Origin of the sequence: Streptomyces caniferus, assembly GCF_009811555.1 — a bacterium.
Taxonomy (GTDB): domain Bacteria; phylum Actinomycetota; class Actinomycetes; order Streptomycetales; family Streptomycetaceae; genus Streptomyces; species Streptomyces caniferus.
On the sequence record NZ_BLIN01000005.1, the window covers coordinates 3696655 to 3719773 of the forward strand.

Genomic DNA, 23119 nt, shown 5'->3' on the forward strand with positions numbered 1-23119 from the left:
TGAACGCTACTGGGGGGGTGGAGCCGGTGGACCTACGGGTGGTAGCGCTCGGCGATCTTCACGGCGGCGCCGCTCTGCACGGTCACCCGGACGTCGATGTTGCCCATCCTGGCCGCCTTGCGCAGGTCGGCGAGGGTGCACGAGGTGGTGCCGTAGCCGGCGCCGTCGGTGTGGACGCGGCCGTCGGGGGCCGCGCAGAGGGCCGCCGCACCGAGCGCCTTGGTGCTGTCGGCGATGTAGAACGCCTGCTCCGGGCCGTTTTCCGGGGCCACCGTGAGCTTGTCCTCGGTGAGCCACTTCAGCCGACCGACCCAGCTGCCGCTGACGCCCTTGAGTCCGGCGGTGGCATCGCCCTGCCCGCCGGAGCCGCCCGTCGCGGAGCCCTGGCCCCCGGCCGTGCCCCTGCCCGTCCCGTTCGCGGAGTCACCGCCCGCCTGCCCGCCCGCCGAGGACGAACCGGCGGAGGAGCCGCCGGACGCCGAGCCACCGGACATGGCGCTCTCCGTGGTCGGGTCACCGGACGCGGCCTGGCTGTTCGAGGCGGTGGGCGCGGCCGACGCCTTGTCGTCCCCGTTCTGGCAAGCGGTCAGCGACAGCGCCGCGGCGGCGATGGCCGAGGCGACGGCGACACGACGACCGCGGCGCAGGGTGGTGGTGGAGAGCGACATGAGGAGTCCCCCGACTGGTGATGGTGAACGAGCTGGTGAACGGGCGGGTGAGCGGTCCCGTCGACCTGACACGGATGACTCTCGTCGCGGTCGCTAAGGATCCGCTAACGCACCGGTAACCATGGCTAACGCCCTGTCAGAACTCGGCGGGCAGCCGGAAGGGGGAGACGGCCGAGGCCCCCGCCGGATGTCCGGCGGGGGCCACGTCATGCTCGGGCTGCGGGCGGATCAGGCGGCGACCGTCACCTCGGCCCCGCCGTCGGCCGATGCGTCCGCCGCGCCGGTCCGCGGCGGCTTGCCAAGGCCCTTGAGGAGGATCACCAGGCCCGCGCTGACGCCCGTCCCCGCGGCGATGGCGAGCAGGTAGACGAACGGCTGGCCGATCAGGGGGACGACGAAGATGCCGCCGTGCGGGGCGCGGAGGGTGCAGCCGAAGGCCATCGACAGCGCTCCGGTGACCGCACCGCCGGCCATCGCGGCGGGAATGACGCGCAGCGGGTCGGCGGCGGCGAAGGGGATCGCGCCCTCGGTGATGAAGGAGGCGCCGAGGACCCAGGCCGCCTTGCCGTTCTCCCGCTCGGCCTTGGTGAAGAGCCGCCCGCGGACGGTCGTGGCCAGCGCCATCGCCAGCGGCGGCACCATACCGGCCGCCATCACCGCGGCCATGACCTTCAGGCTGCCCTCGTTGGGGTTGGCGAGGCCGCCGACCGCGAAGGCGTAGGCCACCTTGTTCAGCGGGCCGCCCAGGTCGAAGCACATCATCAGGCCGAGGATCACGCCCAGGATGATCGCGTTGGCACCGGTGAGACCGGACAGCCAGTCGGTCAGCCCCTTCTGCAGCGCCGCGATCGGCTTGCCGATCACGAGGAACATCAGGAAGCCGACGATCGCCGAGGAGATCAACGGGATGACTACGACGGGCATGATGCCGCGCAGCACCGTTGGGATGGTGACCCGCTGAATCGCCATCACCACCGCACCCGCGAGCAGACCGGCGATCAGACCGCCGAGGAAGCCCGCGTTGATGGTGAGCGCGATGGCGCCGCCGACGAAGCCGGGCACGAGGCCGGGCCGGTCCGCCATGCCGTACGCGATGAAGCCCGCCAGCACCGGGACGAGGAAGCCGAAGGCGACGCTGCCGATCTGGAAGAGCAGGGCCGCCCAGCTCGTGGACTCGGTCCACAGGAAGTGGTCGGCGACGGAAGGCGCCTTGTTGATCGTGTAGCCGCCGATGGCGAAGGCGAGCGCGATGAGCAGACCGCCCGCGGCGACGAACGGGACCATGTAGCTGACGCCGGTCATCAGCCACTTGCGCAGGCGGGTGGCGAAGCCGTCGCCCGTGTCGGCGTCCTTGTCCATGGGCGCGGCGGCACGCGCGGGGGCCGCCACCTCGCCGCGCTCGGCCTTCTGCCGCACCTCGGCGATGAGCGCGGCGGGGCGGTTGATGCCCGCCTTCACCCCGACGTCGACGGTCGGCTTCCCGGCGAACCGCTCCTTCTCGCGGACCTCGACGTCATGCGCGAAGATCACGCCGTCCGCGTCCGCGACGAGCTGCGGATCGAGCCGCTTGAACCCTGCCGAGCCCTGGGTCTCGACGAACAGCTCGACGCCGGCGGCCTGCCCGGCCTTCTCCAGCGATTCGGCAGCCATGTAGGTGTGCGCGATGCCGGTGGGGCAGGAGGTGATGGCGACGATACGGAAGGGTGCGGCGGGGGCGGACCCGGGAGCGGGCTGCGGCTCGGGGGCCGGTTCCGGCGCGGGTGCCGCCTCCGGCCGCGCATCCGCTGCCGGCTCCTCCGCCGGAGGCTCCTCCGCCGGCGCGTCCCCGCGGATCAGTGCCGCCGTACGCTCCGCCTCGGTGGCCGACCGCAGCGCGCCGGTGAAGGACTCGTCCATCAGCTGCCGGGCGAGGGTCGAGAGGATCGACAGGTGGTCCGCGTCGCCGCCCGCGGGGGCCGCGATCAGGAAGATCAGGTCGGCCGGGCCGTCCGGCGCGCCGAAGTCGATACCGGCGGCGCTGCGCCCGAAGGCCAGCGTCGGCTCCGTGACATGAGTGCTGCGGCAGTGCGGAATGCCTATCCCGCCGTCCAGGCCGGTCGGCATCTGGGCCTCCCGTGCGGCCACGTCCGCGAGGAAGCCCTCCAGGTCGGTGACGCGACCGTGGGCAGCCATCCGTTCGGCCAGGGACCGTGCGGCGGCGTCCTTCGTTTCGGCGGACAGGTCGAGGTCGACCAGTTCCGCAGTGATCAGCTCACTCATCGCGGGCTCCCTTGCGCGCGGTACCGCCGTGGGGGGCGGTGGGGACGGAACGGGGGGTGGCTGGAGCGCCTCCCAGCGGGGGCCGTTGGGAGGGGTCGAGGGGCCGCGGGGGCCCAGGAGGCCGGGGCGGACCGGGAGGCCGCAGGGGCCCGGGAGGCCACGGCGGCGGACGGGCCGGGCTCGCGGCAGGGGCCCGGAACACCGGCTCCGTGAACGGCAGTGGGGCGACCGTCAAAGGCCGTCGCCCGGCCGCGAACGGCCGTCGCCCCACCGGACCGCTGCGCGGCGCTCATGACACCGGCTCCGTCAGGACGCGGTTGAGCGGCACCGCGTCGGTGGTCGTGACCGCCGACGGCTCCAGATCGGCCGGTGCCGGCATCTGGCTGCCGGGCAGCTGGACGGCGGCAGCGCCATGGGCCAGGGCGGCGGCCAGGGCCATCGGCCCCGTGCCTCCCGCGGTGAGGAAGCCCGCGAGGGAGGCGTCGCCCGCACCGACATTGCTGCGCACGGAGACGGCCGGGGCGCTGCCGAAGTAGGCCCCGTCCTCGTCGACCAGGAGCTGGCCGTCCGCCCCCAGTGAGGCCAGTACGGCGCGGGCTCCCCCCGCGCGCAGCTCCTCGGCGGCCTTGACCGCGTCGCCGAGCGTCGCGAGCGGGCGGCCGACGGCCTGCGACAGCTCCTCGGCGTTCGGCTTGACGATGTCGGGGCGTTCGCGCAGCGCCGCGGTCAGCGACGGGCCCGAGGTGTCCAGGGCGATCCGGGCGCCGGCGCGGTGGGCGCGGGCCACCAGCTCCGCGTACCACTCGGGTTCCAGGCCGCGCGGCAGGCTGCCGCAGCAGGCGATCCAGTCGGCCCCCACGGAACGCTCGCCGACCGTGGCGAGCAGCGTCTCCGACTCGTCGGCGGTCAGCTCGGGCCCGGTCGCATTGATCTTCGTCAGGGTGCCGTCGGGTTCCGCCACCGAGATGTTGGAACGGGTCTGGCCGGCCACCGTCACCGCCACCACCTCGATCCCCTCGGCGCCCAGCAGCCCGCCCAGCGCCGCGCCCGCCGGACCGCCCAGGGGCAGTACGGCCAGGGTGCGGTGTCCGGCGGCGGCGACCGCCCGCGAGACGTTGACGCCCTTGCCGCCGGGGTCGACCCGGTCGGCGGTGGCCCGGAGCACGGCCCCGCGGTCCAGCGCCGGGATCTCGTACGTCCGGTCCAGGCTGGGGTTGGGGGTGACGGTGAGGATCATGCGCGAACTACTTCCGTGCCCGCGCGCTCGATGGCGAGGGCGTCGTCGGGGCTCAGGCCGGTGTCGGTGATGAGCAGGTCCACATCCGACAGCTCGCCGAAGCGGGCGAAGTGCTGCTGCCCGAACTTGGCGGAGTCGGCGAGGAGGACGACCCGGCGGGCGGCGGCGATCAGCGCCCGCTTGACGGCGGCCTCCGCGAGGTCGGGGGTGGTCAGGCCGCCGTCGAGCGAGAAGCCGTTGGTGGCGAGGAACAGCACATCGGCGTTGAGCTCGCGGTAGGCGCGCAGCGCCCAGTCGTCGACCGCGGCCCGGGTACGGCGCCGGATCCGGCCGCCCACGAGGTGGAGGGTGAGCCCGGGGTGGTCGGCCAGCCGTGCGGCGACCGGCAGGCCGTGGGTGACGACGGTCAGCTCGGCCTCCAGCGGGATCTCGGCGGCGAGCCGGACCGCGGTCGTACCGGCGTCCAGGATGACGCTCCCGGAGCCGGAGCCGCCTTCACCGCCGGGGAGCTCGGCGAGTGCGGCCCGCGCGATGCGCTGCTTCTCGTCGGCGGCGACGGCGTCCCGCTCGGCGAGGTCGGGCTCGAAGTCCAGCCGCCCGGCCGGGATGGCCCCGCCGTGCACCCGGCGCACCAGTCCGGCCCGGTCCAGCGCCTTCAGATCGCGCCGTACGGTCTCGGCGGTGACCTGGAACTCCTCCGCCAGGGAGAGCACATCGACCCGCCCGCCCTCGCGGGCGAGCCGCAGAATCTCCTGCTGGCGTTCCGGTGCATACATCTGCGTCTGTGTCCGTTCTCATGCCCGAACCTGTGGTTTCACCCTGATGCTACGCCGGGAAATCCACGAAGTAAACGTAAATGGACTTCGGCCGGACTCAAACGGACATGCGACGGCGTCGCGGAGCCCTCGTCGAGGCGCCGCCGTCACGGGCTCCGGCGGACTCCTCGGCCCGGCGGACCGGCCCCTGCGGACTCGTCCGTACAGGTCCGGCCCTCAGACCCGGCCCCCGCGGACACAAAAGAGCCCCGACGCCACCCAGGGCACCGGGGCTCGTCCGCTACGGACAGAGGTCTTGCCATCGAGGTGGGCGCGCGCCGGAGCGCGCACCCGTCAAGCGGCCGCGTCGAATCCCGTGTCACGCGCCATCCGCTTCAGCTCCAGCAGGGCATGCTTCTCGATCTGCCGGATCCGCTCACGGGTCAGCCCGTGCTGCTTGCCGACCTCGGTCAGCGTGCGCTCACGGCCGTCATCGATGCCGTATCGCGCCTTGATGATCGAGGCGGTGCGGTGGTCGAGGCGGTCGATCAGATCCTCCAGCTCCTCGCTGCGCAGCAGCGAGAGCACGGACTGCTCGGGCGAGGCCGCGGAGGTGTCCTCCAGCAGATCGCCGAACTGGGTGTCGCCGTCGTCGTCCACCGACATGTTGAGGCTGACCGGGTCGCGCGCCCAGTCGAGCACGTCGGTGACACGGGCGGGCGTGGAGCCCAGCTCGCCGGCGACCTCCGCCGGCTCCGGGTCACGGCCGTTCTCGCGGTTGAACTCGCGCTGCACCCGGCGGATCCGGCCCAGCTCCTCCACGAGGTGCACGGGCAGCCGGATGGTGCGCGACTGGTCGGCGATGGAGCGGGTGATGGCCTGACGGATCCACCACGTCGCGTACGTCGAGAACTTGAAGCCCTTGGCGTAGTCGAACTTCTCCACGGCACGCACCAGACCGGCGTTGCCCTCCTGGATCAGGTCCAGCAGGGGCAGCCCGGCGCGCGGGTAGCGGCGGGCGACCGCCACCACCAGGCGGAGGTTGGAACGGATGAAGACGTCCTTGGCCTTCGCGCTCTCCTCGACCAGCGCCTCGAGTTCCTCGCGCCCGGCGCCCGCGGCATTGCCGTCGGTGACCTCGCCGTCCAGGATCTGCTGGGCGTAGACGCCCGCCTCGATGGTCTGGGACAGCTCGACCTCCTTGGCGGCGTCGAGCAGTGGCGTGCGCGCGATTTCGTCGAGGTACATGCCGACCAGGTCGCGGTCGGCGATCTCCCCGCCTACGGCGCGAACACTGTGGGCCCCGCCAGAACCGCTGCTGCTTTCCTGACGTCGGGCGACGGCACGGGTTGCCATGCGTGTGCTCCCTTTGCGATGAGTCGGTCGCGGGACGATGGGCGGGCCGGAAAGGGCATCGAAGCCGATGCTCACCGACTGACCCGTCCGAAGGAAACAACGGCTGGAATCCGGACAGAATTCCCACGCCGCCCCGCTATTTTTCTGATCATGCAGTACCCTGCGCCCCCACATAGGGAGGTCACATGCTGCGTGAGCAGGGGGAAGTGCAGGTCAGGGCGGGCACGGAAGCCGACCTTCCGGCCCTTACGGATCTTTACAACCACTACATCCGTGAGACGTGCATCACCTTCGACCTGGAGCCCTTCACTCCGGACCAGCGCCGCCCGTGGTTGCTCTCCCACCCCCAAGACGGCCCGCACCGTCTTCTGGTTGCCCAGGAGGCAACAGACCGGACGAAAAACCCGCACAACGGGCCGGTGCCGGACCACCCCGGAGGTGCCCTGCTCGGCTACGCGACCAGCAGCGCGTTCCGCCCCAAGGCCGCCTACGCCCCCTCCGTCGAGGTCACCGTCTACTGCGCCCCGCACGCCGCCGGCCGCGGCATCGGCACGCTGCTCTACACGTCCCTCTTCCGGGCGCTGGCCGACGAGGACGTCCACCGCGCCTACGCCGGGATCACCCAGCCGAACGAGGCCTCCACACGTCTGCACAGCCGCTTCGGCTTCCGCCCCATCGGTACGTACACCGAGGTGGGCCGCAAGTTCGGCCGCTACTGGGACGTGGCCTGGTACCAGAAGGATCTGGGCTGAAGCGGCTCCCCATCAGGTTCCATCGGCTCTTCCACCACCTTCCCACCGGCTGTGCCGCGGCTTCCCACGGCTCCCCCACCGGCTTTCCCACGATGCCCCCGCGAAACGTCCCACGACGTCGCCACGTCTCCGCCCCGGCTCGTCCACCCCCGCCCCGCCCCCCGCCCGCGACCGCCCCGCCGCCGTCACCCGGCGTTCCGGTTGCCGCGGACGGCGCCCTGGTGTCGCCTGGACAGGAGGGGCAGCGGGACAGCGGGACGATCGAGAGGAGCCCGTCATGGACCAGCACGCTCAGCGGCACGGCGCGAGAGCCGCCCGCTCGCACGGCACCGTCGACGGGGAACACGGCGCCACGGCGGACGCCCGGTCCCGTGACCCGCAGGGGGCCTCGCTACCGGCCGGAAGGGCCGGCCTGGCGGACCGCGCCAAGCACCTTCCGGCGACGGTGTCCCTGCCGATCATCACGGCCCTCGCCTTCGGCTGCTTCACCATCTTCCGCACCCACACCGACGGCACCAAGGGCGGCCCGGCCATGCTGTACGGGCTCGCCGCGGCCGTGGTCTCCGGCGCGCTGGGACTGCTGGTGGCTCACTTCCAGTCGTCCATGCTCACCGAGACCCGGGCGCTCGCCTACGGCGCGCTCTTCGGCTGCTCGATGGGCTGGGTGTACAGCCTCGGCGGGGAATCGATCCTCAAGTCGTCCACCTTCGGCCTCGCCATGGGCGCGATCATGTTCGTCGTCTCCCTCTACGTCTTCCGCACCCACCGCGTCCGCGAGCCGCACGGCAGACACCGCCCCCACAAGCCTCGGCACCAGGGGAGCCACGGCCTCCCCGTGGCCACCCACTGAGGCGACCGCGCAGGGGGCGCCCGTCGGCCACGGAGACGGTCGGCGCCCAGGGGGGCGGCCGCGCTACCGCTCCCACTCCACCCGGAGCGCCGGATCGTCGGACCTCCGCCGGATGGTGCGCAGCGGCCGCCCCGGTGCCCAGCTCTCCAGCACCACGCACGCGTCCTCGGTATACGTGCGCACCGCCTCCGTCAGCTCCGCCCGGAAGAGGTGGAACGGCTCCGGCGGCCCGGCCGCCGCCGCATAGCGCGCGACCGTCGCGGGGTCCGTCACCTCCACGGCCCGCCCGGACACCCGTACGTCACCGTGGGACAGATCGGCGCCCGGCCCCGGATTGGCATGCAGCGAGAAGCGGGGGTCGCGCCGCAGGTCGGACGCCTTGCGCGAGCCCACCATCATGCCCAGCCACAGTTCCCCGTGACGGAAGTCCGCCTCCAGGCCGGTGAGCCGCGGCGCACCGTCCTTGCGGAGGCTCGCCAGGACGTGGTGGCGGTACGCGGCGAACCGCTCCCGCACCCGCCCGGCGAACTCCGGCACCACCGCCTCGACCATCGACCAGCCGACCGCCTCGCCCCCGTCGCCACTGCCGGCGCCGCCGTCACCTGTGCGCTCACTCGTCATGACGGCACTCTCCCGCCCATACCTGACACCTTCTGTCCGGTATGAGGCCGACAGGGACGCGGATGCGGGAGGACCGCCGCCTCAACAGCCCGGCGAGGCAGGCCGGAAGACCGGCGGCAAGGTAGGCCGGAAGCCCGCTACCCGTGCCGCCCCGCCCTCTAGCTCGACGCCTACACGGCCGAACCGGAGGACGCACCGAGCGCCCGCGCCCGTATCACCGGCGCCAACTGGCATGCGGCGCTGGGCGATCCGAGCCGGGTACCGCGCCGCCCGCTCGCCGGCTCCTCGGCCGCACCGCACCGACCGCTCCCCCCCCCGCTCCCTCACCCGAACTGCACCGACCGCTTCGCCAGCCCCATCCAGAACCCGTCGATCACACTGCGCCCGGCGTCCAACTGCCCATAGGCGTCCGCGGCCCCCAGGGTCACGAACAGCGGGGCGAAGTGCTCGGTACGGGGATGGGCCAGCCGGCCGGCCGGCGCCTTGTGCGCGAAGTCGAAGAGGGCGTCGAGGTCCTGGGCCTCCAGGGCCCGGCGCCCCCAGTCGTCGAACTCCGCCGACCACGCCGGCGTACCGCCGTCGGCGTGCCGCAGCGCGGCCAGATTGTGCGTGAAGAACCCGCTGCCGATGATCAGCACGCCCTCCTCGCGCAACGGCGCGAGCTTGCGCCCGATCTCGTGGAGCCGGCGCGGATCGAGGGTCGGCAGGGACATCTGGAGCACGGGGACGTCGGCGTCCGGGAACATCTCCACGAGCGGGACGTAGGCGCCGTGGTCGAGCCCCCGCTCGGGGATGTCCACTACGGGCAGGCCCGCCGTGCGCAGCGTCCCGCGTATCCGCTCGGCCAGCCGCGGCGCCCCGGGCGCCGGGTAGCACACCTGGTAGTAGCGCTCCGGAAAACCCCAGAAGTCGTGGACCAGCGGCACGGTGCGGGTGGCACCGAGCGCGAGCGGCGCCTCCTCCCAGTGCGCGGAGACCATCAGTACGGCCCGGGGGCGCGGCAGCTCGGCCGACCAGGCGGCGAGCTGCCCCGGCCACCACGGGTCGTCGGCGAGCGGCGGGGCCCCATGGCTGAGATAGAGCACCGGTATCACGGACATCACACCCCCACGGCGTCACACTTGGCAGTAGTCGGTGCGCGTGACGATCGACCGCCACACACCACAATGCTTGAAGTTTCAAGCGTCGAACCCTCAGCATAGCTCGGCGTTGTTCAAACTTAAATAACTCTCCGGGTGGTGAGAGAGTGGATGGTATGAGCAACGAACCCGCAGCAGAGCCGCGCTGGCTCAGCGACGAGGAGCAATTCGCCTGGCAGTGCTACCTCCACGCCACCACGCTCCTGGAGGATCACCTCGACCGTCAGCTGCAGCGGGACGCCGGTATGCCGCATGTCTACTACGGGCTGCTCGTCCAGCTCTCCCGTGCACCGCGGCGCCGGATGCGGATGACCGAGCTGGCCCAGAACGCCAAGATCACCCGCTCCCGGCTCTCCCATGCGATCGCGCGTCTGGAGAAGAACGGCTGGGTGCGGCGCGAGAACTGCGCGTCCGACAAGCGGGGCCAGAACGCCCATCTCACGGACGAGGGCATGCGGGTCCTGGAGAAGACCGCCCCCGGCCATGTCACCGCCGTACGCGCCGCGATCTTCGACCGGCTCTCCCCGGAGCAGGTGGGTCAACTGGCCGAGATCTGCCAGGTGATGGTGGAAGGGCTGCAGCCGAAAGGCGCCGACCTCCCCTGGCTCCGCTGACGAAGCAGCGGAACCGGAAGAGGCCGGCGCCGGTGGAGCGAGCGGGGCTGCGCGGCTGTGCACAGAGACGCCGGGCCGGAAACGGCCCGGCGCACCCATGAGCCCGGCGCACCCCACGGGGCGGGCGCCCCCTACGAGCCGGGCGCACCCATGAATCAGGTAGGAATGCGGTAAGAGCGCGGGGGAGGCGGCGGCCGCGAGGTGACACCGGCCCGTGGGCCCGTGCGGCCACCCCGCCCCCGCATGATCAGTGCGCCATCACCGGGACGTGCACCTCGTCCTCGTGGGCCGCACCCTCGCCGTCCTCCGACGAGGCCACCTGCCGAACGCCCCCCGGCCGCCCGGTGTTGATGAAGGTGAAGGCGATCACGCCCGCCAGGGCCAGGATGCCGACCGCCCACCAGATGGCGGTGGTGTAGCCGTGCACCATCGCCTGGAGCTTGAGCAGATCCAGCGAGCGCGCACCGGCCGCATGCGACGTGGCGTACGCGCTGGTGGCACTGGCCGCGATGGTGTTCAGCAGCGCCGTACCGATCGCACCGCCCACCTGCTGCGAGGTGTTGACCATCGCGGAGGCGACACCGGCGTCCCGCGGCTGCACCCCGTGCGTGGCCAGCGACATGGCCGGCATGAACGCCGTACCCATGCCGAGCCCCATCAGCAGGAAGCCGGGCAGGATCAGCGCCGGGTAGGACGTGTCGAGGTCGATCTGGGTCAGCACGAGCATGCCGAGCGCGGCGACCGTGAAGCCCGGCGCCATCAGCAGCCGCGGGCGGACCCTGGTCATCAGCCGGGCACCGATCTGCGTCGATCCGGTGATCATGCCGACGATCATCGGCAGGAAGGCCAGACCGGTCGTGACCGGCGTGTAGCCCTTCACGATCTGCAGGTAGTAGGTCAGGAAGAGGAAGAGACCGAACATGCCGATCACGGCCAGACCCAGCGACGCGTAGATGCCGGCCCGGTTCCGCTCCGCGACCACCCGCAGCGGCAGCAGCGGGGCCTTCACCTTGGACTCGACCAGCACGAACGCCAGCAGCAGGACGACCGCAGCGGCGAACAGGCCGAGGGTCGGACCGGCCAGCCAGCCGTCGGACTCGGCCCGGGTGAACCCGTAGACCAGCGAGACCAGGCCGAGCGTGGCCAGGATGACGCCGGGGACGTCCAGCCGGGAGGTGTTGCGGCTGCCCGCGGGCTCCCGGATGACCAGGAAGGCGCCGGTCGCGGCCACCACGGCGAACGGGATGTTGACGAAGAAGGTCCAGCGCCAGTTCATGTACTCGGTCAGCACACCGCCGAGGATCAGTCCCACGGCGCCGCCGCCGCCGGCGATCGCACCGAAGATGCCGAACGCCTTGGCGCGCTCCTTGGCCTCGGTGAAGGTCACGGCCAGCAGCGACAGCGCGGCCGGCGCCAGCAGCGCGCCGAAGACGCCCTGGAGCGCACGCGCGCCCAGCAGCATCTCCTGGTTGGCCGCGGCCCCGCCGAGCGCGGAGGCGACCGCGAATCCGGTCAGTCCGATGACGAAGGTCCGCTTACGTCCCCACAGGTCGGCGACGCGGCCGCCGAAGAGCAGCAGACCGCCGAAGGCCAGTGCGTAGGCGGTGATCACCCACTGCCGGTTGGCGTCGGTGATACCGAGATCCTGCTGGGCGGAGGGCAGCGCGATGTTCACGATGGTCGCGTCGAGAACGACCATCAGCTGGGCGAGAGCGATGAATATCAGCGCTTTCCAGCGCCGGGGATCGACGTGTGTGGATGTTTCAGGCATGGCGGGATCCACCTAGTGGTGCAGTGAGCGAACAAGAGCGAAGAACGGGACGTGACGGGCGAAGAACGGACGTGAAAGACGAAATACGGCGTGCGGGACGAGCAGGACTGGCGGTACGGGCGGGACGACTGCTGGGCGACGGGCCGCCGCGGCGCGGCCCGGTGGTCTACGAGCGGCGCCTCAGGTCGTCCAAGGTGGCCGCGACTCCGGGAAGTTCGGAACGGGCCGGCGCCTGCAGGCCGTCCAGGAACAGCTGCAGATGACGGTGCACGAACTGATCGAAGTTCGTACAGCTGCTGCCCGGCAGCGGCCGGGTGAGCTGCGTGAGCGCGACCATCAGATCACCGACGGCGATGTCGGTGCGCAGCTGGCCGCTGGCGCGCGCGGCACCCATCACGGCCTCGACGGCCGCCTCCAGGCGGTCGCGCGCCGCGACCAGATCGGGGTGGTCGCGGTCGACGCCGTCGGAGAGCAACGGGCACAGGGCCCCGATCCGCTCCTCCACCGCGGCGTGGACAAAGCGCCTCAGCGCTTGAAAAGCATCGGACTCCTCCGCAAGGGCACTCTCCGCGCGGTCCGCGGTACGGGACATGACGGCGAGCGTGACGTGGTGGATCAACTCCGGGCGATCCGCGAAGTGACGATAGAGCGTCGCATTGCCGACACCCGCACGTCGAGCGATTTCATCGAGCGGCACCTCGGGCCCGAACTCGACCATCGTCTCGCGGGCGGCGGCAACGATCCGCTCCCGGTTGCGCAGCGCATCGGCCCGCAGACGGGGCTGCTGCCCCTTCCCCTCGGTCTTCGCGCATGCGGTAACGGCGGTCACGGCAGCTCACTCCCCTCCACTCTCGGCACTTCTCGACGGCCTGGATTCCCGGGCGACCCGCGCCCCGCCCGCCCGGTCGGGTGAACCGGCGAACGACCGGGCCGACCCCGGCCGACGAGCGAAGGGCCGGGCGACCGACCGGGAGCCGGGCGGACCGGCACACACCGACACGGACCGGCCGGACCAGCCGGGTGCGAAGCGGGGAACCACTCCCCGCTTCCTCCAGACGTCTGGTTAAACGGGGAGAGCCTCCCCGGATATTTCACGCCCCCTTGTGACCTGAGCCACACTCACCACCTCGCGTCGGGCGTCCGCTCCCCGACGGACCGGCGGCGGCCGGGCCGACACCGGACCGACCCATCCGGCCCTGCCATGCCTCCGGTTGACGTAACCCCGCGCGCGAGCGATCCCCTGTCCACACAAGGTGATCGATATGAAGCACAAGGTATCCGCGGCCCTGGCCGCAGGCGCGGCCATCGTGGCCGCGGCGATAGCACTGGGCTCACCGCCCAGTGCCGTCGCCATACCTACCGCGCCCGGGAGCTCACCGAGCGGCCCGTGCGCGCTGCGCGGCATCAGCGACGACGTCGCCGAATCCGCCTACACCCCGGCCGGCTACGCCCGCTCGTCCGGCACCGTCAGGGCGCTCACCCTCTTCATCGACTTCCCGGACGCCCCCGCCACCCTGTCCCCCCGCGCCCGCTTCGCCGAATTCTTCCCGGCCGCGACGGACTACTTCCGCACCAGCTCGTACGGCAGGCTGACCTACCACCCCATGCCGCTGTTCCGGTGGATCCACATGTCCCGCCCGCTCGAGGCGTACGGCATCGGGCGGGGCGCCAACTTCGACCCGGCCTCCGACGACGGCTATCACGCCCTCTCCCGGGAGCTCGTCCGCGCCGTCGACCCGGTCGTCGACTTCCGCGACTACGACGTCATCAACGTCATCGCCACCCCCAACGCGGGCCCGCCCGCGACCCGTACGGTCCTGTCGGTCACCTTCAGCGGCGGCGACATGGGGCTGAAGACCTCCGACGGGGTGCCGTTCCGGAATGCGTCCTTCATCTGGAGCCGGCAGACCGGGGTGAGCGCCTTCCGTGTCCTCAACCACGAGAACGCCCACAGCTTCGGCCTGCCCGACCTCTACTACACCGACAACCGCGACGCCCCGCCCGCGGTGGGGCACTGGGACCCGATGGACGAGGACTGGGGGCCGAGCAACGACTTCGTCGGCTGGCACAAGTGGAAGCTCGGCTGGCTGTCCGCCGATCAGGTGCACTGCGCCCCACGCCACGGGACGCCCGGCGAACACACCCTCACCCCGATCTCCACGCCCGGCGGCACCAAGATCGTCGTCGTCCCGACCTCGTCCCGCACCGCCCTGGTCGTCGAGGCCCGCACCCGCAGCCCGCTCGACCCCGCCGTCTGCCGCCCCGGGATCCTCGTCTACCGCGTCGCCACCGACGTCCCCTCGGGCCGCGGCCCGCTCCGCATCGTGGACGCCACACCCCACAGCGGCGGCTGCTACCGGGACAACAAATACGTCGACCCGGAACTCACCGACGCCACCTTCCTCCCCGGCGACACCTACACGGACCGCCGCAGCGGGGCCGCCGTCACCGTCCTGACGGAGAACCCGGACGGCACCTATCGCGTACGGGTGACACCTGCCCGCGACTAGGGCGTGTCCGCAAAGTCCCGTCGTCTGCCCGGAGGGCGTGGCTCGCGGCGTCTGGTGCGTGCGCTCGCAAGGCGGAGGGTCGTCCTCGCAGTGGGCCTACGTGGACGATCCCGACAACGCAGCGAGCGTGCGTGCCTGGGGGCACCTCCCAGCGGTAGCTGGGGGAGCGCCGCGAGCCAGGCGGGACTTTGCGGACACGCCCTAAGGGCGGGCATCCGTACGGAGGACACCAGCGCGCACCCGGCCAGGGCGGGCATCGCGTACGAGCGCCCCCGGCACCCGCCCGGCGCGGACGGGAGCCGTGTACGAGCGCCCCGCGGCACGGGCGCGCCCCCCGGCGTCAGCGGGCACCACCCGGCGTCAGTCGAGCTCCGGGTCGCCCTCCTCCCGCCAGTGCCGCCGCCCGATGCTGATCAGCCGCAGCTGCCTGCGCGCCACCCGCACCACCTGCTCGGCCGCCCCCTCGTCCCCGTCCGCCTCGGCGTCGAGCAGCGCCGCGGCCGTCGTCACCAGCCGGTCCACGTACAGCTCCGCCAGCATCCGCACATCGTCATCGCGCCAGCCCTCCGACACCGGCTGGGACTTGAGCGCCGCCGCGACCTCCTCCGCGAACCGGTCCAGCTCATCCGCGATGGCCTGCCGCACGGCCCGTACACCGCCGTGCCGTTCGCGCGCCACAAATCTGATGTGCAGCGGATAGCGCCGCACGTGCTGCTCGACGACCGCGACCGTACGGTCGATCCGCTCCTCGGCCCCGTCCTGCTCGGCGAGGATCGCCCGCACCATCACATGCAGGCTGCCCAGCGCCTCCTCGACGAGCGCGACGCCCAGTTCCCCCATGTCCCGGAAGTGCCGGTAGAACGCGGTCGGGGCGATCCCCACCATCCGCGTCACCTCCCGCAACCCCAGGCTGCTCAGACTCTGCTCCTCCAGCAGGCCGAGCGCCGCGTCGAGCAACGCCTGACGGGTCTTCTGTTTCTGGGCCTGCCGGACTCCAAGGCTGTGACTGTGACTCATGTCATCCAGTAAACAACCGTTCTCTGAACTACTCCACCCGTGGGCAGTCGTAGACTGAAGGAACTGAGTGAACAACTGTCCTCTGGAATCGGAAAGGAAGATCATGCTCTTCCTCGTCGCAGCCCTCCTCCTGATGGGGATCATGCTGGGCACCGCGGCACATCTCCCCGTCCCCGTCACCCTCGTCGCGGCCGCCGTCATCGCCGGCTGGCTGCTCGTCTTCTTCCTCCGCGAACGCCGCCACCACGCCGAGGTGACCTCCCGATGACCACGCTCAGCGAAGCCGCCCGGACGACCTCGCCCGCACCGGCCCCCGAGCCCCAGGCCCCCCACCGGCCCACCTCCCGCCTCCGCTCCCACGCGGACGGCATGGCCGTGGCCTCCTTCATCCTCGGCCTGCTCGGCACCCTGGTCCTCAACATCGTTCTCGGCCCCTGTGCCCTGATCCTCGGCGGCCTGTCCCTGGCCCGCGGCACCACCCGCCGCGGCCGCGCCCTCCTGGGCCTCGCCCTCGGCACCGCCGACCTCCTCCTCCTGGCCCTCCTCACCACCACGGACGGCACCATCAGCTGGCACATCGGCGGCTGACACCACCCCGTGGCCGAGGCCGCGAAAACCGGCCCCACGGCCGACACGCTGCCGATGGCGGTGGTCGCACCCCGACCACCGCCATCGGCATCTGCATCGCCGCGCCCTGCCGCTTGCCCCTGCCCCTGCCCCTGCCCCTGCCCCTGCCCACCGTCGAGGTCGGGTGCGCGTGCCCCCACCCGCCCCCGGCGATAGCGCATGGAACCGCCGGAATCGGTGTATCCCCCTGATGTCGGCGCAAGCTGCCGGAGGCAGGCCATCGGCCCGCCACTACGGAGCCGAGCGCGATGCCGGACGAGGAGAGGGGCAGGCACATGGCCGACGACACGGACGCGGCGGATGCGGCGGATGTGGCGGATGCGAGGGACGCGGGGGACACGGCAGACGCGGCGAAGCAGCCAAGCCCGAAGACCGCTTCGGGGGCCGGGGCCGGGGCGGGGGCGCACGCGCGTCATGCGGTGGTGATCGGGGGTGGCCTGGCCGGCCTGCTGTGCGCCCACATCCTTGCGCGCCACGCGAAGGAGGTCACGCTTGTCGAGCGCGACCGCTTCCCGGCGGAGGGGCACGACCGCCCCGGCGTGCCGCAGGGCCGGCACCCCCACATCCTTCTGGAGAGCGGCCAGCAGGCGTTGGACAGTCTCTTACCCGGCTTCACCGACCAATTGAAGGCCGCGGGCTCGCCTCGCGTGGGGTTGCCCGCGGACATGGTCCAGTGGCAGGACCGCTGGTTCGCACGGCTTCCCGCCACCCAGACCATGTTCACCGGCTCGCGTGCCCAGCTGGAGCAGCTGGTGCGGGAGCGGGTGTTCGCCGACCCCGCGATCCGTGCCGTCGAAGCCACCGACGTCGTCGGCTTGACGGGGGATGCCGCGCGGGTCCGAGGTGTGGTGCTGCGCGAGCGCGGCCACGGCACTCGGCGCGAACTGCCCGCGGACCTGGTCGTCGACGCGTCCGGGCGCGGCTCGCACGCCGCGCGCTGGCTGACCGGAATCGGGGCGGATCCCGCCCGGGAAGAGCGGCTCGACACCGGGCTCGCCTACGCCTCCCGCGTCTACCGCCATCCCCACGGCGAGCTCACGCCCGACGACGTGGCGGGCCGGGAGGACGCGCGGCGCACCGACGCATCGGCCTACTACGTCTTCCCCACCCCGGCTCGCCCCAGCGGCGGAGGCATCCTTCCTGTGGAAGGGGGGCGCCACCTGGCCATCCTCTTCGGGCTGCGCGGCGACGAACCGCCCACCGACGAGGAGGGGTTCACCCGGTACGCCGCAACGCGCCTGCCGCACCCCTTCATCCACGACTGGCTGTCGGACGCCGAACCGCTCTCCCCCGTCCACGGCTTCCGCAACACCGCCAACGTCCGGCGCCGCTACGACCGCCCGGGCCGGCGCCCTGCCGGGTTCCTCGCCGTCGGTGACGCGCTGTGCACCTTCAACCCGATCTACGGGCAGGGCATGGCCGTCGCCGCCATGAGTGCCGTGGCCCTGCGCGACGCCCTGGCGGACCCCCGCCGCACACCGACGACCCTGCGCGTCCAGCGGGCGCTCCTGAACGCCTCGCGGCAGGCATGGGAGATCTCGGCCGGGGCCGACAAATCGATGCCGGGAGCAGTCGGCGACAGGACCATGACGCGGACACGGCTGACGCAGCGCCCCGCCAACTGGTACCTCAAGCGAGTTCAGGAGCAGTACGCCACCGAGCCCGTCGTCGCCGCTGCCTTCCGCTCCGTACTCAGCCTCTCGTCCCCCTTCACCGCCCTGTTCGCCCCGGGCATCGCCCGCCTGGTCCTCCTGCGCCCCGCCCCTCCCGCACCCACGACCCCACCGTTGCGCCGACCCTCCCAAGACGCCGGCTGACCTTCCTGCCAGTCAGAACAGCTACAGGCAGCGGCCGACCACAACAGCAACCACCGACCACACTCACGATCATGAACGAGCCGAGGCGCCCACCACACCCCAGTCCCATCCGCTACCCTGTCTGGAACCGCCGCTCGCGGCGGTCCGCTCTTGCCGGGAACAGGATGAATCATCACCAAAAGCATTCGTCCCCACCCTGCGCAAGCCCCGCCTCCGTAGCTCAGGGGATAGAGCACCGCTCTCCTAAAGCGGGTGTCGCAGGTTCGAATCCTGCCGGGGGCACCAGGCAAAAGGCCCCGGACCGATCATGGTCCGGGGCCTTTTGACGGCAGTCCCCTCGGCCGATGCCCGGAGCACATCCGGATCTTCCGCAAGAACACATCGTCCGCCACCCGGACCACGCGTGCGCCTCCGCGCAGGGTCCCGGCCGCCGGCGCCCTGCGACCGCTGCGCGACCCGGACGCGCCGGAGCTGGACGACGACGAGGCCGAGGAGTAAGCACGTTGATCGGCGGCTACGCGGTGCCCTCGATCTCGGCCCGTAGGTGGACGGCGAGAGCGCGGACCTCTTTGCTCGGGGTGAGCAGTACGACGTCCTCGGCCTCCGCCAGGCCCAACCAGACCCAGGCTCGGCGTAGCCGACCGCGAAGCGCGCGTGGTCGGTGTTGTCACGCATGGAGGAGGACGAGCGCGGACGCGGCCCCGGGCGGCGGCCAGGCAGGGAGAAAATGACCTGTGAGCGGCTACTTGTTCTCCGGGGGCAGGTTGAAGCCTTCCCGGTCGAATGCCCGCCAGCGATCCTCGTACGACCGCTCAGTGTTCGCGGGCGCTGCCGTCCGGGTGGCCTCGGTCACCTCGTCGGTGCCGTAGGCGTACTCCGTGGACTCACGGTTGTACGTCGGGCTGTACAGCTTGACGGCGTACAGGTTCTCGTCGGCGTTCGCGGACGTGACCTCGCGGACGATTCCGTCGAGGTACTGCACCCCGGTGCCGACGTGCCCGCGCTTGGTGACGATGCGGACGATCTTGTCGGGGTCGGGCTGGAGGTCTTGGACCTGCACGGCGTTCTCCTTCGCGTTCTTGTCCTTGGTCCGCCGTCAGGCGGTGACGTCAGCCAGGCGTGCCGACATCAGGTGGCACTGTTGATCATCGGTCGGCAGGCGTCTTTCCGCCCGTCCGACCGGTGCTGGCTCATCCGAATGAGTGGCGGCGCACCCTCCGGCCGGAAAAACCGTCAATCTTCGGGACGGCGGACTGAACCAGTGCCTGTTTCTGAACCCTGCACGAGCAGGTCAGAGGCCATCGGCCCGAAATGAAAACTTTTGCGTACGCGTTTGGGGAACGGTCACAGCGACCGCCCCCCAAACGGAGGGGAAGGTCAGACGGAGTACCGGTCGATCCTGAGGACCCAGTTCTGAAGGCCCGCTGTGGTGATGGTGGCGCTCGGGTCGACCACGACCTTCGCGGTAAAGGTGGACTGGGTCATCTGCGCCGGGACCTCGAACACGCGCGTGGTCGTCCTGGAGGACCACTCGCCCTGATCGTTGGCGTTGTCGAAGCGATGGTTGCCGCTGACCGGATGCGACTGCTGGCCGTTGAAGAGGATGTCCAGTCCGAGGACGCCGTTGTTGCCGGTGGCCTGCACCAGAGTCTCGGCGGAGAACGTGGCCACGAAGATGGCCCCCCAGGACGGCGATGCGGAGCCGCCCACCAGCAGGTTGATCGTCGCGCCCGGCAGGTCCTGCTGGCCGCTGCTGGTGGTTTGCCAGCGGGCGGGGTCGTAGACCAGGTCCGTTTTGATGATCCCGGCGCTGGTCGATAGAGACGAAGCCGCCATGGTCTGCCTTCTTTCTCTCGGAGCGAGTTGCTCACATCCACAGAAGCCGACCTTCAGAGCGCACCACCTCACCAAGCCCGCGCCTCCATACGCCGATGGCACGGCACTCTCCCGCAGGTACGGTGCATCGCTTGCTGAGGCATGGTTCAGAAGCAGGCACTCAGACCGCTTCGCGCCTGTCGGCAAACGATCGTTTGCCGACAGACGGTCGACGCGTCCAATGAACCCGGGCAATCCGGGGGTTCGGGACGGCGCGAATCCAATCAGATCCAATGGTGATTACTGACAGGGTTGGACGACAGATAGGGGCCGATCCTCCGTACGGAAGGGGCCCCTCGGTGGCGATGACACAGCCGCCCCCGCCGTGACAGCGGGGGCGGCTGTGCCTTGCCGCACCGGCACGGGTGACCAGTTAAAGAGGCATGCGCCGCTTGAGCAGCCGGTCCATGTGACTGATCGCCTCTCGCTGCGTGTCGTGCACGACGTGGGTGTACACGTCCATCGTGATGCTGATCTGGCTGTGCCCCAGCATTTCCCAGTAGGCGCGCCAGCGCCTCCCCAGTCTCAGGCTGGATGGGCCCGAGACACACCAAGCCATCGCCGAAGACCGTCACGTCAGCCCTCAGGCCGAGGAAGTCCGTCCCCAGGCCAGCGCTGTGGAGTTGTTCGGCCAGCGCGTCAGCACCGCGCTTGGCTTCGGCCCAACCGCGTACGTACGGCATTGCCGGCGAAAGGTTCTCGGCTCGTTTGGCGGCTACACGACGCGGGTCGGTCACGTCCTCCACCTTCTCCTTGCTCTTGGTCAGTCCGTCTTGCGAGTGCACGAGTCGCCTGCCTCTTCGGAACCACGGGAGCACAGCAACGCGCGCCGCAGCAGCTCTGCCAGGCGCTCCGCCGTCTCCGGTGAGACTCGGCCGAGTTCGATGAGGCCGTGGCCGAAGGCGTTCAGGTCGGCACGGAGGTAGGGGAAGTCGCGTGCCATGCCGGCTGCGGTCAGTACATCCCGCAACGCGGTGGTGGCGTTGCGGGCTGCGTACCACTCGTCTGTCTCCAGCGGTGACCAGCGGGCGGCGTCCTCGGGAGGTTCCTCACTGGGCACGGTCGCTCACCCACTCAAGCCCCTTGGGCCGTTCCGCTTCGGGGGTCGGGTACTGCTCGCCGTAGCGGTCTGCTCGTTCGATCAAAGCCGACGCGGCCGTGAACATCACCGCCAGCGATGCCGTGCGCAGCGGGGATGCCTCGGGGCGGCGAATGGGCGCGCGTAGCCACTGGTGGCGGTCATCGGCCATCGGCATCGGCCCGGGTACGACGACGAAGAAGCCGGCGTCGAGATAGCGGTACTCGGGTGGGGTGGCCGTCTCCAGGGACACGAGACGCGCGAAGCGCGCCCGCGACTTGGACGACAGAAGAAACCCGATCTGCTTTGCGCGACGGTCCATCATGACCGGGCCGAGCGGCATTTCGCGGCGTACCAGCTGGTCGAAGGTCTCCATGCCCAAGCGCTGGCTCGTGACCACCACATCGAAGAGGCGCCCGGTCGGCAGCGTGCACGGGCGCCTGGGGTCATCCGCCCAATGAGCCCGGCACATCGCTGGATCGTCAGCGACAGCGGACAGCCACTGAATGCCTCGCCTCGTCATCCTCTGCACGTCATCCCACCTCGCTCGGCAACTGCGGCGGCTCGTCTGCCGCGGTGCAACCAGACTCCTGCGTGAGGCCCTGAGCTGGGCAGATGACGAGAGGTGACGGGGGATGACGGGTATTGCACGATCGCGTCATCCCCCATCAGGGTCTGAACCGCGGGCAATCCACCGGAGTCGCCACGCGGCGCGTGTCAGGTCCCTAGATTCAGGGGAAGGAACGGGCATCGCCCACGCCGTCCGGGGAGGCGATCACCACGGTATCGACGCCGACGTCGTTCGGTCCTCTCCTGCTGCGCGCCCGGAAGAGCCGCGGTTGGAGTCAGGCCCGGCTGGTCCATGAACTACGCCAAGTCGCCACTCGACACGGCCAGTCGCTTCCGGCCGACGCGAGCGTGAAGCGGCGAATCGCCAGTTGGGAGAACGGCCACAGCGCTCCGGATGAGTTCTACGGCCCGGTGGTGTGCGAAACCCTGGGGATGTCCTCTGCTGAACTGGGGCTGGGCCACCTCACCGGCCAGGACTCCGCCCTCCTGGACGCCGGCTACCCCGCCAGCCCCGACGCTGCCATTGCGAACGTGGACCGCCTCTGGCGGGCGGATCTGAACGGCTATGACCCCCTGCTTCAGGCCCAGGCGTCCGAGCCCGCGTGGAGCGAAGCGTCGTTACGGTGGCTTGTTGCTCCGGAGGCAGCATTCCCCAAGGCGACGGGCGATCAAGGGCCGCGTGTGGGCCTCGCCGACGTCGCGGTGATCAAGTCGACCTGCGACATGTTTGCCCAGCTCGATGACCGGTTCGGCGGAGACCATGCTCGCCAGTCCGTGATCCAGTACCTCAGCCGGGACGTAGCGCCGCTGCTCTCCGGCCGGTACACCGAGTCGGTTGGGCGCGCCCTGTTTTCGACCGTCGCCGAAGCCACCCTGCTGGCAGGTTGGATGACATACGACGCTTGTCAGCACGGACTGGCACAGCGTTACTTTCTCCAGGCTCTCAGGCTCGCCCAAGATGGCAACGATCGACGCCTGGCCGGCAGCATCCTGTCCGCGATGAGCCACCAGGCCACGTTTCTGGGCCAGTTCACCCACGGCGCCACCCTCGCTCGCGCGGCCCTGATGGGTATCTCCGCTGTCGCCACTCCGACCCTGCGTGCGCAGTTCCACGCGATGGAGGCTCGGGCGCTGGCGCGCACCGGTGACCGGCACGCGTGCGAAAGTGCACTCGCCGCAGCCGCCAAGGCGCTGGAGAGTTGCAATACGGATGACGAGCCCGAGTGGATCACCTACTTCGACGCTGCCGAACTGGCGGCGGAGGCCGCCCACTGTTTCCGCGACGTGCGCAGCGCTCGCCAAGCCGTCTCCCACGCGGAAAACGCCATGAGCGGCAGCCACGTCCGCAGCGACTTCTTCGCCACCATGGTCCTGGCCGACGCCCACCTCCACGCCGGCGATGCCGAGGAAGCTTGCGACGTCGCCCTGGACGCCCTTGATCTCGGGGAACAGCTCAGGTCCGCTCGATGCGTCGCCTACCTTGCCGAGTTCCGCCAGCACCTTGCGGGCTCAGGGCCTACCGCCGCCCTCCGCGAGTTCCACGAGCAGGCCGCGGAACACCGTTTGTGGATCGCAAGCGGGCAAGCGCTGACGGCTTCGTAGC

General features: G+C 71.0%; 22 protein-coding genes, 1 tRNA gene and 1 pseudogene. 9 read left to right on the top strand and 15 right to left on the bottom strand.

What is annotated here, in order from left to right; all coding sequences use genetic code 11:
* Positions 1–32: 32 nt before the first annotated feature.
* The 5 genes from Scani_RS32625 to Scani_RS32645 form a co-directional block, all read right to left on the bottom strand.
* Positions 33–668: a hypothetical protein gene (locus Scani_RS32625; RefSeq protein WP_159481339.1), complete on the bottom strand. Its 636-nt coding sequence runs from the start codon at positions 666–668 to the stop codon at positions 33–35.
* A gap of 228 nt (positions 669–896) precedes the next feature.
* Positions 897–2927 (bottom strand): PTS fructose transporter subunit IIABC, encoded by a 2031-nt coding sequence (locus Scani_RS32630; RefSeq protein WP_159481340.1) that lies wholly within the window; start codon positions 2925–2927, stop codon positions 897–899.
* Between the two features lie 289 nt (positions 2928–3216).
* Complete coding sequence (gene pfkB, locus Scani_RS32635; RefSeq protein ID WP_159481341.1) at positions 3217–4164, bottom strand: 1-phosphofructokinase; 948 nt, start codon at positions 4162–4164, stop codon at positions 3217–3219.
* Positions 4161–4940 (bottom strand): DeoR/GlpR family DNA-binding transcription regulator, encoded by a 780-nt coding sequence (locus Scani_RS32640; protein ID WP_159481342.1) that lies wholly within the window; start codon positions 4938–4940, stop codon positions 4161–4163. Before Scani_RS32640 ends, pfkB begins: the two co-directional genes overlap by 4 nt.
* A gap of 333 nt (positions 4941–5273) precedes the next feature.
* Positions 5274–6275 carry a sigma-70 family RNA polymerase sigma factor gene (locus Scani_RS32645; protein ID WP_159481343.1) on the bottom strand — a complete coding sequence of 334 codons (1002 nt, stop codon included), beginning with the start codon at positions 6273–6275 and terminating at the stop codon, positions 5274–5276.
* A 185-nt stretch (positions 6276–6460) separates the two neighbouring features.
* Between Scani_RS32645 and Scani_RS32650 the strand changes: the two genes are divergently transcribed.
* Together Scani_RS32650 and Scani_RS32655 are read left to right on the top strand one after the other, a co-directional pair.
* Positions 6461–7027 carry a GNAT family N-acetyltransferase gene (locus tag Scani_RS32650; protein ID WP_159481344.1) on the top strand — a complete coding sequence of 189 codons (567 nt, stop codon included), beginning with the start codon at positions 6461–6463 and terminating at the stop codon, positions 7025–7027.
* 277 nt (positions 7028–7304) lie between these two features.
* Positions 7305–7877 (top strand): hypothetical protein, encoded by a 573-nt coding sequence (locus Scani_RS32655; RefSeq protein ID WP_159481345.1) that lies wholly within the window; start codon positions 7305–7307, stop codon positions 7875–7877.
* 63 nt (positions 7878–7940) lie between these two features.
* Here the strand turns inward: Scani_RS32655 and Scani_RS32660 are convergent, their stop codons facing one another.
* Together Scani_RS32660 and Scani_RS32665 are read right to left on the bottom strand one after the other, a co-directional pair.
* Positions 7941–8429 carry a pyridoxamine 5'-phosphate oxidase family protein gene (locus Scani_RS32660; protein ID WP_246296471.1) on the bottom strand — a complete coding sequence of 163 codons (489 nt, stop codon included), beginning with the start codon at positions 8427–8429 and terminating at the stop codon, positions 7941–7943.
* 392 nt (positions 8430–8821) lie between these two features.
* The gene (locus tag Scani_RS32665; protein ID WP_159481347.1) at positions 8822–9598 is read right to left on the bottom strand and encodes a DODA-type extradiol aromatic ring-opening family dioxygenase; all 777 of its coding nucleotides are present in this window, start codon (positions 9596–9598) and stop codon (positions 8822–8824) included.
* Positions 9599–9753: 155 nt separating this feature from the next.
* Here Scani_RS32665 and Scani_RS32670 point away from each other — a divergent pair, with 155 nt between their 5' ends.
* Positions 9754–10251 carry a MarR family winged helix-turn-helix transcriptional regulator gene (locus tag Scani_RS32670; protein WP_159481348.1) on the top strand — a complete coding sequence of 166 codons (498 nt, stop codon included), beginning with the start codon at positions 9754–9756 and terminating at the stop codon, positions 10249–10251.
* 247 nt (positions 10252–10498) lie between these two features.
* On the opposite strand, the gene Scani_RS32675 is transcribed toward Scani_RS32670, so the two are convergent.
* Entirely contained in the window at positions 10499–12022 is a 1524-nt protein-coding gene (locus Scani_RS32675; protein ID WP_159481349.1) for an MFS transporter, read from the bottom strand.
* Positions 12023–12188: 166 nt separating this feature from the next.
* A complete protein-coding gene (locus tag Scani_RS32680; RefSeq protein ID WP_159481350.1) occupies positions 12189–12851 on the bottom strand; it encodes a TetR/AcrR family transcriptional regulator in 663 nt (220 codons plus the stop codon).
* Between the two features lie 433 nt (positions 12852–13284).
* Between Scani_RS32680 and Scani_RS32685 the strand changes: the two genes are divergently transcribed.
* A complete protein-coding gene (locus tag Scani_RS32685; RefSeq protein WP_159481351.1) occupies positions 13285–14532 on the top strand; it encodes a M6 family metalloprotease domain-containing protein in 1248 nt (415 codons plus the stop codon).
* A gap of 360 nt (positions 14533–14892) precedes the next feature.
* On the opposite strand, the gene Scani_RS32690 is transcribed toward Scani_RS32685, so the two are convergent.
* Positions 14893–15549 (bottom strand): TetR family transcriptional regulator, encoded by a 657-nt coding sequence (locus tag Scani_RS32690; RefSeq protein ID WP_159481352.1) that lies wholly within the window; start codon positions 15547–15549, stop codon positions 14893–14895.
* 67 nt (positions 15550–15616) lie between these two features.
* Between Scani_RS32690 and Scani_RS32695 the strand changes: the two genes are divergently transcribed.
* The 4 genes from Scani_RS32695 to Scani_RS32710 all read left to right on the top strand — a co-directional run bounded on the left by Scani_RS32695 (position 15617) and on the right by Scani_RS32710 (position 18278).
* On the top strand, positions 15617–15817 hold the full coding sequence (locus Scani_RS32695) for a hypothetical protein (RefSeq protein WP_143128371.1): 201 nt from the start codon (positions 15617–15619) through the stop codon (positions 15815–15817).
* Positions 15814–16137 (top strand): hypothetical protein, encoded by a 324-nt coding sequence (locus Scani_RS32700; protein WP_159481353.1) that lies wholly within the window; start codon positions 15814–15816, stop codon positions 16135–16137. Before Scani_RS32695 ends, Scani_RS32700 begins: the two co-directional genes overlap by 4 nt.
* A gap of 314 nt (positions 16138–16451) precedes the next feature.
* The gene (locus Scani_RS32705; RefSeq protein WP_159481354.1) at positions 16452–17993 is read left to right on the top strand and encodes an FAD-dependent oxidoreductase; all 1542 of its coding nucleotides are present in this window, start codon (positions 16452–16454) and stop codon (positions 17991–17993) included.
* A 209-nt stretch (positions 17994–18202) separates the two neighbouring features.
* Positions 18203–18278, top strand: a tRNA-Arg gene (locus Scani_RS32710).
* A gap of 457 nt (positions 18279–18735) precedes the next feature.
* Here the strand turns inward: Scani_RS32710 and Scani_RS32715 are convergent.
* From Scani_RS32715 to Scani_RS32735, 5 genes and pseudogenes are all read right to left on the bottom strand, one after another.
* Entirely contained in the window at positions 18736–19053 is a 318-nt protein-coding gene (locus Scani_RS32715) for a hypothetical protein (RefSeq protein WP_159481355.1), read from the bottom strand.
* A 317-nt stretch (positions 19054–19370) separates the two neighbouring features.
* A complete protein-coding gene (locus tag Scani_RS32720) occupies positions 19371–19829 on the bottom strand; it encodes a hypothetical protein (protein WP_159481356.1) in 459 nt (152 codons plus the stop codon).
* Between the two features lie 412 nt (positions 19830–20241).
* Positions 20242–20376: pseudogene (locus Scani_RS41355) on the bottom strand (site-specific integrase); the annotation flags it as partial.
* 255 nt (positions 20377–20631) lie between these two features.
* Positions 20632–20928, bottom strand: coding sequence for a hypothetical protein (locus tag Scani_RS32730; protein WP_159481357.1), 297 nt, complete (start codon positions 20926–20928; stop codon positions 20632–20634).
* Positions 20918–21469 (bottom strand): bifunctional DNA primase/polymerase, encoded by a 552-nt coding sequence (locus Scani_RS32735; protein ID WP_344571104.1) that lies wholly within the window; start codon positions 21467–21469, stop codon positions 20918–20920. Before Scani_RS32735 ends, Scani_RS32730 begins: the two co-directional genes overlap by 11 nt.
* A gap of 293 nt (positions 21470–21762) precedes the next feature.
* Between Scani_RS32735 and Scani_RS32740 the strand changes: the two genes are divergently transcribed.
* Positions 21763–23118, top strand: a complete 1356-nt coding sequence (locus Scani_RS32740) for an NsdA family TPR-like regulatory protein (protein WP_503827402.1) — start codon at positions 21763–21765, stop codon at positions 23116–23118.
* The last annotated feature ends 1 nt before the right edge of the window (position 23119 follow it).